This window comes from Acinetobacter gyllenbergii CIP 110306 = MTCC 11365 (assembly GCF_000413855.1).
GTDB classification, from domain to species: Bacteria; Pseudomonadota; Gammaproteobacteria; order Pseudomonadales; family Moraxellaceae; genus Acinetobacter; species Acinetobacter gyllenbergii.
In genome coordinates this window covers 28,514-41,751 of the sequence record NZ_ATGG01000024.1, presented here as the reverse complement: position 1 = coordinate 41,751, position 13,238 = coordinate 28,514, and the positions used below count along the sequence as shown (strand labels likewise).

The 13,238-nt window shown below is 43.1% G+C and carries 15 protein-coding genes; 10 read left to right on the top strand and 5 right to left on the bottom strand.

Annotated features, from left to right (window positions below):
- Positions 1–17: 17 nt before the first annotated feature.
- Positions 18–1,028 (bottom strand): zinc-binding alcohol dehydrogenase family protein, encoded by a 1,011-nt coding sequence (locus F957_RS06070; RefSeq protein ID WP_016542430.1) that lies wholly within the window; start codon positions 1,026–1,028, stop codon positions 18–20.
- 114 nt (positions 1,029–1,142) lie between these two features.
- Between F957_RS06070 and F957_RS06075 the strand changes: the two genes are divergently transcribed.
- The 8 genes from F957_RS06075 (at position 1,143) to F957_RS06110 (ending at position 9,158) form a co-directional block, all read left to right on the top strand.
- Positions 1,143–1,505 (top strand): winged helix-turn-helix transcriptional regulator, encoded by a 363-nt coding sequence (locus F957_RS06075; RefSeq protein WP_016542431.1) that lies wholly within the window; start codon positions 1,143–1,145, stop codon positions 1,503–1,505.
- Positions 1,506–1,661: 156 nt separating this feature from the next.
- On the top strand, positions 1,662–2,111 hold the full coding sequence (locus tag F957_RS06080) for a hypothetical protein (protein ID WP_016542432.1): 450 nt from the start codon (positions 1,662–1,664) through the stop codon (positions 2,109–2,111).
- Positions 2,112–2,144: 33 nt separating this feature from the next.
- Positions 2,145–4,784 carry a type I DNA topoisomerase gene (gene topA, locus F957_RS06085; protein ID WP_016542433.1) on the top strand — a complete coding sequence of 880 codons (2,640 nt, stop codon included), beginning with the start codon at positions 2,145–2,147 and terminating at the stop codon, positions 4,782–4,784.
- A gap of 89 nt (positions 4,785–4,873) precedes the next feature.
- Positions 4,874–5,632 carry a hypothetical protein gene (locus F957_RS06090; protein ID WP_016542434.1) on the top strand — a complete coding sequence of 253 codons (759 nt, stop codon included), beginning with the start codon at positions 4,874–4,876 and terminating at the stop codon, positions 5,630–5,632.
- Between the two features lie 177 nt (positions 5,633–5,809).
- On the top strand, positions 5,810–6,382 hold the full coding sequence (locus tag F957_RS06095) for an HdeD family acid-resistance protein (protein WP_016542435.1): 573 nt from the start codon (positions 5,810–5,812) through the stop codon (positions 6,380–6,382).
- Between the two features lie 117 nt (positions 6,383–6,499).
- Positions 6,500–8,479: an ATP-dependent helicase gene (locus tag F957_RS06100; RefSeq protein ID WP_016542436.1), complete on the top strand. Its 1,980-nt coding sequence runs from the start codon at positions 6,500–6,502 to the stop codon at positions 8,477–8,479.
- A 64-nt stretch (positions 8,480–8,543) separates the two neighbouring features.
- Entirely contained in the window at positions 8,544–8,789 is a 246-nt protein-coding gene (locus F957_RS06105) for an RNA recognition motif domain-containing protein (RefSeq protein WP_004802550.1), read from the top strand.
- Positions 8,790–8,795: 6 nt separating this feature from the next.
- The gene (locus F957_RS06110; RefSeq protein ID WP_016542437.1) at positions 8,796–9,158 is read left to right on the top strand and encodes an ASCH domain-containing protein; all 363 of its coding nucleotides are present in this window, start codon (positions 8,796–8,798) and stop codon (positions 9,156–9,158) included.
- Positions 9,159–9,170: 12 nt separating this feature from the next.
- On the opposite strand, the gene F957_RS06115 is transcribed toward F957_RS06110, so the two are convergent.
- Entirely contained in the window at positions 9,171–9,515 is a 345-nt protein-coding gene (locus F957_RS06115) for an EF-hand domain-containing protein (RefSeq protein WP_016542438.1), read from the bottom strand.
- 352 nt (positions 9,516–9,867) lie between these two features.
- Here F957_RS06115 and F957_RS06120 point away from each other — a divergent pair, with 352 nt between their 5' ends.
- Both F957_RS06120 and F957_RS06125 read left to right on the top strand, forming a co-directional pair.
- Positions 9,868–10,371: a DUF6586 family protein gene (locus F957_RS06120; RefSeq protein WP_004655987.1), complete on the top strand. Its 504-nt coding sequence runs from the start codon at positions 9,868–9,870 to the stop codon at positions 10,369–10,371.
- 103 nt (positions 10,372–10,474) lie between these two features.
- Positions 10,475–10,756: a hypothetical protein gene (locus F957_RS06125; RefSeq protein ID WP_004655985.1), complete on the top strand. Its 282-nt coding sequence runs from the start codon at positions 10,475–10,477 to the stop codon at positions 10,754–10,756.
- Between the two features lie 58 nt (positions 10,757–10,814).
- Here the strand turns inward: F957_RS06125 and F957_RS06130 are convergent, their stop codons facing one another.
- The 3 genes from F957_RS06130 to rpmB form a co-directional block, all read right to left on the bottom strand.
- The gene (locus tag F957_RS06130; protein ID WP_016542439.1) at positions 10,815–12,530 is read right to left on the bottom strand and encodes a cation:proton antiporter; all 1,716 of its coding nucleotides are present in this window, start codon (positions 12,528–12,530) and stop codon (positions 10,815–10,817) included.
- Positions 12,531–12,750: 220 nt separating this feature from the next.
- Positions 12,751–12,906 carry a 50S ribosomal protein L33 gene (rpmG, locus tag F957_RS06135; RefSeq protein ID WP_003654787.1) on the bottom strand — a complete coding sequence of 52 codons (156 nt, stop codon included), beginning with the start codon at positions 12,904–12,906 and terminating at the stop codon, positions 12,751–12,753.
- A gap of 12 nt (positions 12,907–12,918) precedes the next feature.
- Positions 12,919–13,155, bottom strand: a complete 237-nt coding sequence (rpmB, locus tag F957_RS06140) for a 50S ribosomal protein L28 (protein ID WP_004649871.1) — start codon at positions 13,153–13,155, stop codon at positions 12,919–12,921.
- Positions 13,156–13,238: the final 83 nt, after the last annotated feature.

Genomic DNA, 13,238 nt, shown 5'->3' with positions numbered 1-13,238 from the left:
GTATGAATGTGATGCTTTTAAAAGCCATGCAAGACAATTTTCCCTTTGGTGGTGCCACTTTCGATTTGTTGGTGCGCACGTTTCAGGTTTTCTGCATTGATGGGGGAGAGCATTTGACTCACTGTGGTTTTAATTTTCCCCTCGTCAACTAAGCTTGCAATCTGATTCAACAATTGGCTCTGTTTGATCATATCTTGCGTTTGATACATAGAGCGCGTGAACATAAATTCCCAATGCACCGAGACAGACTTGGATTTAAAGATTTTAATGTCGAGCTGCTCGGGATCATCAATTAATCCAAAATGTCCTTGTGCTGCAATCAGTTCGGCAATATCAGCGAGATGCTGATCGGTTTGCGTGGTTGAAAATACATATAAAGGGGCATTTAAGCCAAGCTGCTGAATTTGTGGCGCTAAAGCTTGACGATGATCCAAGACATAATCTGCACCTAATTGCTTGACCCATTCAGACGTTTCTGGTCGAGATGCAGTACTGATGACCGTGAGCTTGGTTAATTGTTTCAACAACTGAATGGCCATTGAACCCACGCCACCTGCACCGCCAATCACCAAAATCGTGGTGTTCTCAGTAGTAAGCTGAGGAACCGCTAATCGATCAAACAGCATTTCCCATGCGGTAATTGCAGTTAAAGGCAGTGCTGCTGCTTCGCTTGCATTGAGTGATACGGGGGCATGCCCAACAATACGCTCATCAACCAATTGTAATTCACTATTACTGCCTTGTCGGTTGAGTGCACCTGCATACCAGACTTGGTCACCGATGTTGAATTGGGTGACTTGCTCGCCAATCGCTTCAACAATCCCGACAGCATCCCAGCCTAATATCTTCCACTGATTCGCTTCAGCACTTTTATGATTTCGGATTTTGGCGTCAACAGGATTGACTGAAATCGCTTGTACACGCACTAGCAAATCGTGTCCCTGTGCCGTTGGTATATCCATTTCAATATTGACCAGTGCATCTACTGATGTAATGTCACCCGCATGTTGATAGGCCACAGCTTTCATGGTTATGTTTCCTCTGGATTGGATTTCACTTGATTCAAGTTTCAGCATAACCTAAGCTTAATTTTAGTGACTACAGACAAATAACGCTCATAGTGTCAAAAAGGATACTGTAAAATGGCAAAAATGCGACATTCCAGTTTTGCTTGCTCCCCAGGCTGTTCAGTTGAAGCTGCGATCAGTTTGATTGACGGCAAGTGGAAATGCGTGATTCTCTGGCATTTATTCAATGAAGGCACTTTGCGTTTCAATGAAATTCGCAAGCGTGTCCCAAGTATTACCCAGAGAATGCTGACCAATCAGCTGCGTGAACTCGAACAGGATGGCATTTTGCATCGAGAGGTTTATCCCCAAGTCCCGCCAAAAGTTGAATATTGCTTAACAGATTTAGGCCGTAGTCTGGAACAAATTATTGTTGCATTAAAACATTGGGGCGATGCGCATTTGGACCAATTCGGAAAACTCTCGCACAGTGAATAAAATAAGTGGGTGACAGCATTTTAAGTTTTTGCCTTTTGGTGGTATGAAAAGGCATGTTTTACAGCTTAGTTTGAATCTAGATTATTTTTTATATTGTAACTTGCCTTTTGGATTCAACTTATGTAACGCTAATAAAAGGAAGTTTTGGGCGACTTTATGAGTAATATTGGAATTTGGATCACGGTAGCGATTGTACTGTTTGTACTTGGCTCGATTTTTGGCTTGCGTGTCAGCCCACGAGAAAAGGCATTGGGCATGATGCGTGATCAGGCGCGTAAAATGGGATTACATCCACGTTTAATTGCCGCGCCAGAATGGACCAAGATTCCAATGGCATCGGAAAAACGTGCCAGCATGGTGGCCTATTATAGTGTGCTTATTCCAGAGGCTCGTTTAGCCTTGATGCGTGCTCGAGTGGTGGATGGCAAGCTTCAGGTGGTGCAAGGTGATCAGAAATTTAATGATTTAACCATTGCATTAAAAGGAGTTTATGCTATTGATATGCAGGCAAACTGTGTCGGGCTGTATTGGGATGAAGAAACAGACCTGAAAGCCACACAGCTTGAAGATATGAAAGCTTATTTACATGAACTAGCACAGCGCTAATTCACTGATTAAACATAGGAAAAACGATTTATTATGGCGAAAACTCCACGCTCTGCTTCAGAAAGCACAGCAGCTCCCGCATCTGCTGCAAAGAAACGTGCCTTAGTGATTGTGGAGTCGCCTGCAAAAGCGAAAACAATTAATAAATATTTGGGTTCACAATATGTGGTGAAGTCATCGGTGGGTCATGTGCGTGACTTACCGACAGGAGGCGGGGCGAAATCCACTGAAAAGAAGCCCGTAACCCGTACCAAACTCACCGATGAACAGAAAGCTGAAAAAGCACAGTCTGCACTCATCAACCGTATGGGGGTTGATCCAGAGCATGATTGGATTGCGCATTATGAAGTGCTTCCAGGCAAAGAACATGTCGTTGCCGAACTAAAAAAACTCGCCAAAGATGCTGATGCAATCTATCTCGCAACGGATTTGGATAGAGAAGGGGAAGCGATCGCTTGGCATTTAAGAGAAGTGATTGGTGGCGATGACAGTCGCTACCATCGTGTGGTCTTTAACGAAATTACCAAAAATGCCATTCAAGAAGCGTTTAAACAGCCAACACGCCTCGATTTAAACCGAGTTAATGCGCAGCAAGCACGTCGTTTCCTTGACCGTGTAGTGGGCTTTATGGTGTCGCCATTGCTCTGGGAAAAGATTGCCCGTGGTTTATCGGCAGGTCGTGTGCAATCAGTTGCAGTGAAACTGGTGGTCGAGCGTGAACGTGAAATCCGTGCCTTTATTCCTGAAGAATATTGGCAAGTGTTTGCAGACACTATTTCTAAGAAAGATGACATTCGCCTTGAAGCGGTTAAGCAAGCGGGCAAAACCCTTAAACTAAAAAATAAAGCAGAAACTGATGCGTTATTGAACGTATTAAAAGATGCGGAATATAAAGTTGCATTACGCGAAGATAAACCAACCAAGGTTAATCCAAGTGCACCGTATATTACTTCAACCTTACAACAAGCGGCCAGTACACGCTTAGGTTTCTCAGTAAAGAAAACGATGATGTTGGCGCAGCGTTTGTATGAAGGTGGTTTTATTACCTATATGCGTACCGACTCAACCTTTTTGAGCGATGACGCTGTGAATATGGTGCGTAATCATATTCAGCAAAATTTTGGTGATAAATATTTACCAGCCAAGCCAAATCGTTACGGCAATAAAGCAGGGGCACAAGAAGCCCATGAAGCGATTCGTCCATCTGATGTTGGCTTAACGGGTGACAAACTTGCTGGAGTTGAGCGTGATGCGCAACGTTTATATGATTTGATCTGGCGTCAGTTTGTCGCTTGCCAAATGACACCAGCAGAATATTTATCGTCTACTTTAACCGTTGAAGCGTCAAATGTTGAGTTAAAAGCCAAAGGCCGAACCTTGGTTTTTGATGGCTTTACTCGCGTGCGTGGTGCGAACAAGTCCGATGATGATATTTTACTGCCAGCGGTAAAAGTAGGTGAAGTGCTCAAGTTAGAAAAGCTTGATCCGAGCCAGCACTTTACCAAGCCACCTGCGCGTTTTACCGAAGCCTCTTTGGTTAAGGAATTAGAGAAAAAAGGCATTGGTCGTCCATCGACCTATGCTGCGATTATTTCGACTATTCAAGAACGTGGCTATGTCAAACTGGAAAACCGTCGTCTCTTTGCCGAGAAGATGGGCGAGATTGTCACCGACCGTCTGGATGAAAGTTTTAATAACCTGATGAATTATGCTTTTACTGCAGATTTAGAAGGCCAGTTAGACCGTGTTGCCATGGGTGAGCGGAACTGGAAAGAATTGCTGGATACGTTCTATGGTGACTTCAAAAAGCGTTTAACCAATGCGCAGGGTGAAAGCGGCATGCGTCGTAATCAGCCTGTCGAAGTGGCGGATGTGCCATGTCCAGAATGTTCACGCCCAATGCAAGTCCGTACTGGAACCACGGGTGTTTTCTTGGGGTGTTCGGGTTATAACTTGCCGCCGAAAGAACGTTGTAAAGGCACACTGAACTTAACCCCAGTCGAGTCTTTAGCCGCTTTGTCGGATGATGATGGTGCTGAAACTGCTGATTTGATGTCGAAACATCGTTGTCCTAAATGCGGTACCGCAATGGACAGTTATGTGGTTGACGGTGGCCGTAAATTGCATGTCTGTGGTAATAACCCAGATTGTGATGGCTACGAAGTTGAAGAAGGCGAATTCAAGATCAAGGGCTATGATGGTCCGACCATTCCATGTGATAAATGTGATGGCGAAATGCAGTTGAAAACAGGTCGTTTTGGTCCGTACTTTGCTTGTTCAAGCTGTGACAATACCCGTAAAGTATTGAAGAGCGGTCAACCCGCACCACCGCGTGTTGATCCAATCAAAATGGAACACTTACGTTCAGCCAAACATGATGATTTCTTTGTGTTACGTGATGGTGCAGCAGGTCTCTTCTTGGCTGCCAGCAAATTCCCGAAAATCCGTGAAACGCGTGCACCGAAAGTGGCTGAATTACGCAGTGTTGCCGAGCAGCTTGATCCAAAATACCAGTTCTTGTTAGCAGCGCCAGATGTCGATCCTGAAGGTAATCCAACGGTCGTGAAATTCAGCCGTAAGAATCAAGCACAATATGTAGGTTCTGAGACCGCTGAAGGTAAGCAGACCAAGTGGAGTTTGGTGTTCCAAGATGGAAAATGGGTAGAAGGCTAACTTTTTAAGATGAAAGAAAATGCTGGCGATTGCTGGCATTTTTATTGAATAAAGAAAAATAATAATGATTTTGAATTGGGGTGAAATTCATGTGGAAAAATATTCGAATTGCCTGTTTGCTGCTGGTGTTATTGGTTGTTGCAGTCAATGCTTATCGTGATCAAAATCAGGATTGGAATCAGCCGATTCATGTACTGTTGCATCCGATTAATGCCGATGGTCGTGCCAGTACACAACAGTATATTCAGGGTTTGCAGCAAGATAACTTTACCGAGGTCAAGCAATATTTAGAAAAAAACAGCCAGCAATATCGAGGACAGTCTAGTGATTTCATGATCCAGATAGGACGTGAGTTACAACAAACTCCACCGAAAATGGCTGAGCAAGCGAATATTTTGAATAATATTCTATGGAGTTTAAAGTTCCGATTCTATGCATGGAAACAGCACCAATCTATTGATGGTTCACCCAGTCTCACCTTATATCTGAATTATTATGACCCGAAACTGAATCGGGAACTCAAGCACTCGACAGCACTGGAACGTGGGCGAATTGGATCGGTCAATCTATTTGCTTCGGTTAAACAAGCACAGCAAAATAATGTGGTGTTGGTACATGAGTTATTGCATGGCTTTGGTGCGGCCGATAAATATAGTCTCGCCAATGGTGAACCTCTTTTCCCGATAGGTTATGCGCAGGCGGATAAACAACCACTCTATCCACAGGTAGAAGCTGAAATTATGGGGGGACGGATTCCGTTGTCCGAGCACAAAAGTAAAATGCCAAATGATTTAGAACAAACGGTAATTAGCGTACTAACTGCACAAGAAATCGGCTGGATCAAATAAATTGTGGATAAGTTTCAACTTATCCATATCTTTGAAAAGAGGGATACAACTTAAAAAAATCAGAGAAAAGCTCCGTTTTCTGACATTCCGTCATTAATTCTCAACATGCCTTATACAGAACTCAGTGAAAAACACGATCAATATAGAGATATAACATTGATGATAAAAGAGTAAATAATGATGAAAACAGTGGGTAACGATCTAATTCGCAATCAGCTGCATGCTGATCGTAAATGGTATCTGCTCTTAGGCATATTATTGGTCGTTTTTGGTTTAGTTCTTTTAGCAGCCTTACCCTTTGCGACATTATCGGCGGTCTTATTATTTGGTGTGCTGATGATGTTGGGTGGTATTTTGCATTTTGTCGCTGCATTTATGGTATTTAAAGGGGGCACGCGCTGGTTATGGGCCTTGTTTGGGGTGTTATATCTGGCAGCCGGTTATTTTGCTTTTACCACCCCCGTGATTACTGCCGTGGTACTCACCAGTTTCTTGGCGATTGCCTTAATTATTGCGGGAATGATTCGTAGCGTGAATGCCTTTATTCTCAGACCGATTTCAGGTTGGGGCTGGGTACTGTTTTCAGGCATCTTAACCCTATTAACTGGGATTTTGATTCTATCTTCGCCTGATTCACCTTTCTGGGTATTGGGGATGTTCCTTGCGATTGATATTTTGTTCCAAGGGATTAATTATTTGACTTTTGCAGGGGCGATTAAACAGTTACCGCATAGTTCAACTACAGTTTAAGCGACACATCCCAAAGCGAGAGCATGTATTTACATGCTCTTTTTGTTTTTGTAGCGGAAAACATCTCGATAGCCTTAGTCTGCTAAAATAGTCCTTCATTTCTAATTGACCGACTGTATGACGCTTGCCAAGCTAATTGATGAACTGAATCCACAACAAAAACAGGCAGCCACCACGGCTGCACAAAATTGTCTGGTCTTGGCAGGGGCGGGCTGTGGTAAAACCAAAACCATTGTCGCCAGAGCAGCATATCTGATTGATCAGGGCTTACCCGCACAACAGATTCAAATCTTGACCTTTACCCGACGTTCGGCAAGCGAAATCGTCACACGGGTGGAACAGCATATGGGGATACAGGCTAAAGGTTTACGTGCTTCAACTTTCCATACCTTTTGTATGTATCTCTTGCGCCGTAACCCACGCGCTTTTGGTTTGACCCAGTTCAGTATTATTGATCGAGATGATCAATTGCTGATGTTCCGCCTATTGCGTGGCAAAGATAAGGGCAATGTGCTGCCGAAGGCTGCGGAGCTGTGTGATCTGTATTCTTATGCGCGGAATACCAAAACCAAACTCTCAGATGCTCTAGTTGAGCAATTACCGCAAGCGCTGGAGTATAAGGCGCAGATTGCCGAGTTGATGAAAGCCTATGAGCAACGTAAGCAAGAACGGAGCTTTTTGGATTATGATGACATCCTATCTATCGTGGCAGTGCATTTGCAGAACTCACCTGAGTTGGTGAGATGGGTCACGGGTTTCTGCTCAGCCTTATTGGTCGATGAGATGCAGGATACCAATCCACTGCAATGGGCTTTACTGCAACCTTTAGTGGGCAAGGTCAAATTGTTTTGTGTGGGAGATGATGCACAATCTATTTATGGCTTCCGTGGTGCTGACTTCGAAAATATCCATCACTTTAAAGAACGCGTACCGGATGCTGAAGTCCTGACTTTGGAAATGAATTATCGTTCGACCCAAGGTATTTTAGATTTATCCAATTGGCTGCTAGCGCAGAGCCAAATTGAATATGACAAGCATCTACAGGCTTATCGGGGCAAAGGTTTAAAGCCACAACTGCATATCTTGAGCAATGAGTTTGAAGAAGCCAATTGGATTATTCAAGATTTGAATCGTCGTCATATGCAGGGTGCGGCTTGGGCAGAGCACATGGTACTGCTGCGTTCTGGCTTTAGTGGGCGTTATCTAGAAGGTGCACTCATCGCTGCCAATATCCCTTATCGTTTTATTGGTGGGGTGAAGCTTTTAGAATCAGCACATGTGAAAGATGTCTTGAGCTTGCTGCGGGTCAGTGTTAACCCGCAGGATGACTTGGCGTGGATGCGTTTCCTAACACTCTGGGATGGTGTAGGCGATGTCGGTGCCAGTAAGTTGGCACAGGAGTTGATTCAGCTTCCTGATATCGAAGCACGTTGCCAACGTCTAGAGCGACACGGCAAAGTGCCACAACAAGCGATTTTGATTTTGATGCAACTGGATGTGTTACAGCAACATGTCGAAGCCTGTATCGGTCTGGCACTAGATGCATTAAATGAACAGCTGGAAAATAATTATAAAACCAAAGACTGGACTCGCCGTGTCAAAGACTTTGATCTGGTTAAGCAATTGGCACGCAAACACAACTCTCTCGGTGAGTTCTTAGAAGAATATGTATTGGATCCAATTTCCATTTCAGAAATTGATAAAACCCCAGATCAAGATTTAGTCACGCTCATTACGATTCATTCAGCCAAAGGGGCTGAACAAAAAGTGTGCTATGTCCCGCATGTTTCTCCGAATCAATATCCTCATGCACGCGCACAAGGCGATTTTGATGATGTCGAAGAAGAACGCCGTGTACTCTATGTGGCCTTAACCCGTGCCGAAGATGAATTGATTTTGACCAAACAAAATTTAAATTTATGGTCGCAGGATCAATATGACGAGCTAGGAAGAAAAATAGAAAGCTACTTCCTCAATGATTTACCTCAACATTTAGTTGATGTTCAGATTCATCGAGATATTCCACGTGCCTATGGACAAAGCAATCGTTCTCGTACTAGCGCAATCAATTTAGGTTTTGGCCTTGATTTCGATTAAACTAGCGAGATTCAATTTCTTTTGATTCATTGCATAAACAGTGAATCATCTTTTAGGCTTTAGCATGAAAATTTTAGTTCGTAATTTAGACCGTAATGTGACTGATGCAGAAATTCTCGACTTATTCAAAGCATATGGAAAAGTTGAGTCTTGTGTCGTGGTCAAAGACGAAGCAACGGGTAAATCGAAAGGTTTCGGTTTTGTTGAAATGCCAAATCCACGTGAAGCGATTAAAGCGATCAAAGGTTTAAATACCTTGAAAGTAAAGAGCCAAGGTATTCGTGTCAAAGCTGCGGATGACAAAGCTTAATAATCTATGATAAAGCAATATACGGCTTTATCGATTGTTGCTCCGAGTGCTGAGCGGATTGTACAAGGGCTTAAAACCCTTGAGATTCGCTCATGGCAACCTGAAACTTTGCCACTGAAAGATGTGGTGATTGTCGAGAATCAAAATTTTCTTTTGAATGATGGGGATGAAGAGGCCGGTTTTGCCGTTGCACTGGTCGATATTGAGTCCGTACATGCGTGGCAAGCTGACGAGGTGGATGCTGCTTGTGCGAGGTATTGGGCTGAAGGCTATTTGGCTTGGGTCATCCGTAATATCCGACCGATTAATCCACCGCTTCAAGTCATGGCCAAGCGAAAACTTTATTCGATTGAGCTGGAGATTGAGTAACTTATCTCAATCTTATTTACCCCATGTTTGTCCCCAGCCCTGACAAGGGTTGATGAAATAGTCATAGATATTGTTGATTTCTTGCTGGTCGATTAAGCCATTCTGATCTTGATCGAGTGCTTTAAAGATTTTCATTCGTTTGGGGTCAAGTGCGAATACCTGTTTCTGCCAAGCAACAGGTTGGTCTTTTAAATGAATCAGTTGCTTCCATTCATTTTGATCAATCATTTGATCACGATTGAGATCGTAATCGGCATAGAGCTTTTCCCAGTCTAAACCAGCAGGTTCACAGCTATAAGCGATGGGAATGGCCATACAGCATATTAAGCTCAGTATGGCTTGTTGAATATGGCGCATGGACAGGCTCAAAAGATATTGATTTTATCATTAAAGCATTTAATCTTAAGTAGGGTCTATTGATATTTCAGCCATGCATTGCGTTATCGGCTAAAATGACATAAACAAGGCATGAAACGAAGACAATGGCGACTCCCTTGTTAAGTTTCATAACGCAGTTTATGGATGTTTTAGCCATAACCCTACGGGACAGGGACATTTTTTGCTGCTACTGCGTTATGTCTTATTTATTTAGAATAACTAAATTACATAAGACCTGCCTTGTAGCATCTAAAAAATGCCCTCTGTCGCACGCATCTGTGAAATATCAACAGACCCCAAACCAAGCGAAAGGATCTTGAAGGAAAATATTATGTCTCGTGTTGCTCGTTATCATGCTGATCGCACCAATCAGAAACTGTATTTTGCTCGTCTTGCATGTCAACAAGCTGAGCAAACTGAACATATTCAGCAGGCACAGGCTTACCGTGAGGCAGCAGTATTTCATTTACACGGCGCAATTTTAGCCTTCTTGCAGGAATTGGTCCGTTATTACCGTCTCAATGATTTACAGCCCACCTTTAAGTCGATTGAAGAGCATATGGCAGATAAAGGGCAGGTTTCACCGGAAGTGCTGGTGTTACAGCAATTGGCAAAAGACGGTTTTGTGGCAGAGTTGAAACGCGCATACCGTATGTGTCAATACGCACCCGAGCCAACAGCACCAGAACCTGAAAATGAAACTTCTTCAAATCTGATTATTAAAGTCACACAAAGCCCACAAGCGTGGTTACCTGATGCGAAAATCTTACGTGAATGGCACCGTGAGTTAAGTCATTTAATTGATGGTTTTCGTAATGAAATGGTGGAGTTCTAAGTCAAATCTTGAAGATGACTTGAAATTTAAGCCAACAGTACTTATATAAATAAGACGTGAGCGCAAAATACTTTGCCACCATGTTGAAGCATGGAGAAAATTTATGTCAATGCAACAGTTAAAAGAATTATTTGGTAATCAAGAAGCCGTTCTTGAATTGGTTCAACTCGAAGGTGGTGAGCTGGCTTTGCGCAATGCGGGTTCTGAAGAACATGAACCTTTGGTCAAGATTCAGTTTAGTGACGAAGTAAAAGCAATTCTGGGTGATCAGACTCCAACAGTTGCACAGCACATGATTCAAGCGGCTTTGTTTGGTCTGTTAGAAAAACAGATGAATCAGTGGCAAGCAGAAGTGCTAGATGAACAGCCAACACATTTGAGCTGATCTCAAAAACAAAAAAAGCGTACTTCAAGTACGCTTTTTTTTTGTGCTTTCAAACCAGTTAATGGGCTTCAGACTGATGCGCCAATTCGATTTGACTGAGGATATGATGACTCATATTTTTGGCCATTTCTTCTTTGGCGTAGAACACTTCACCAATATTTTCTTCACGAATCACCACTGCTTCTTCTTTACTTTCTGCACAGATCAAGACCTGAATTTCAGGATTAAGCTGTTTGGAAATATCGACAATACGGTGAATGTCTAGAATATCCATTGGTGAAATCACCAGTAAACGGGCATGTTGAATATGGGCTTGAATTAACACATTCGGTTCAGTCGCTTCACCGCTGACAGCTGCAATACCTTGTTCACGTAGTTTTTCTACGATTTCACGATTTTCTTCAGCAATCACCACTTTAATATTTTGTTGCATCAGATTTTCACTGATACGACGACCAACGCCACCATAACCGATAATCACCACCTGATCACGCAGGTAAGCTTGATCAACCTCATCCGGCAACATGGCCAATGGGTCACCACTACGTTCTAACATACGGGCCAAATGCGAGCGCTCACGAATCCAGCGTTGTACTGGCTCAATCGCAGAGAACACAAATGAGTTGAGGGTAATCGAAAACAATGCACCAGCAAGAATCAGGTTTTGTGCATCAGGCGTCAATAAACCTAACGATAAGCCGAGTGTTGCCAAGATAAAGGAAAACTCACCGATTTGCGCCAAACTGGCACCGACGGTTAAGGCCGTGTTGATTGGATAACGGAAGAACAGGACCAAAGCCATTGCAGCAAGTGTTTTGCCGACCATGATGATGGCAACCACGGCTAAAATACGTAATGGTTCTTCAACCAAAATGCTCGGATCAAACAGCATGCCGACCGAAACAAAGAATAGAATCGAGAAGATTTCACGTAAGGGGAGGGTTTCTTCTTCGGCACGATGACTAAAGTCAGACTCTTTGACCACCATCCCTGCGAAGAATGCACCAAGTGCCATTGATACCCCAAACACGGCATAAGAACCGTAGGCAATTGAAACTGCGGCGGCAACAACGGTAAGGGTGAACAGTTCACGCGACCCTAAACGTGCCACGAACTGCATGATCATTGGTACTAAGCGTTTACCAATAATCAGCATAAAGGCGATAAAACCAGTGACTTTGAGCAGGGTAATGCCAATGGTAATCCAGATGCTTTGTGAGGTATCTGTCCCTGGTAATGCTTGACCACCGAGCAACACGGCTGTTGCAGGTAGTAGTACCAAGGCCAAGACCATGACCAGATCTTCAACCAAAAGCCAGCCAACGGCAATTTTTCCGTTAACGGAATCAAGTAAGCCGCGATCACCCAATGCTTTGAGTAAAACAACGGTACTGGCACAAGATAAGCTTAAACCGAAAATCAGTGCTGCACCGAAGCTCCACCCCCAAAACATGGAAACGGCGATGCCGAGTAAAGTCGCGACCGCAATTTGCAAAATTGCACCAGGAAGGGCGATACGGCGTACTTGCAGTAAATCTTTAAGCGAAAAATGCATCCCCACGCCAAACATGAGGAACATCACCCCGAGTTCGGCTAACTGATTGGCCAGTTGGATATCGCCGACCACACCAGGCGTATTTGGACTAATAATAATGCCGGCAACGAGATAGCCAATTAAAGGAGGTAAGCGTAAACGAGCTGCGATATAGCCAAAAATAAGGGCCATACCAAAACCAACAGCAAGTAATATAATTAAATCAACATCATGTGGCATTTGAGTTCCTTAATCGTTGCGGTTAAGGTAGAAATAAATGAGCATAAAGCATGCCAAGAAAACAACAAATAAAGTGTAACAACTAAAATCGAATTTGTTGATGACAATTTTTTTATTTATCAAAAAAAATCATGTAAATCGCTTTCCCATTTTTATATAGGCTTTTTTTAGGCAAAAAAAAACGACTTCAAATGAAGTCGTTTTTTTTAAAGAACTAAAATTATTTAATTTTAGCTTCTTTGAAAATGACGTGTTGACGGATTTTTGGATCAAATTTTTTGATTTCCATTTTTTCCGGCATAGTACGTTTGTTCTTAGTAGTGGTATAGAAATAACCAGTACCAGCTGTAGAAACGAGGCGAATCTTATCACGCATTGTTCAGACTCCTTAGATCTTTTGACCTTGAGCACGGAGATCAGCAACAACTTTCTCGATACCCAATTTATCAATAATACGCATACCTTTAGTGGTTAGACGAAGACGTACAAAACGCTTTTCGCTTTCTAACCAAAAACGGTGGTGGTGCAGGTTCGGCTCGAACCGGCGTTTGGTTTTGTTGTTTGCGTGCGATACGTTGTTACCAACGATAGGACGCTTGCCGGTAACTTGGCAAACCTTAGACATGGTGAACTCCATTGCTAGTTTATACAGCACAATTTCGTGCAACTAGCCATTCAAGTAAACGGATGAAATCATTCAAGGGGCGT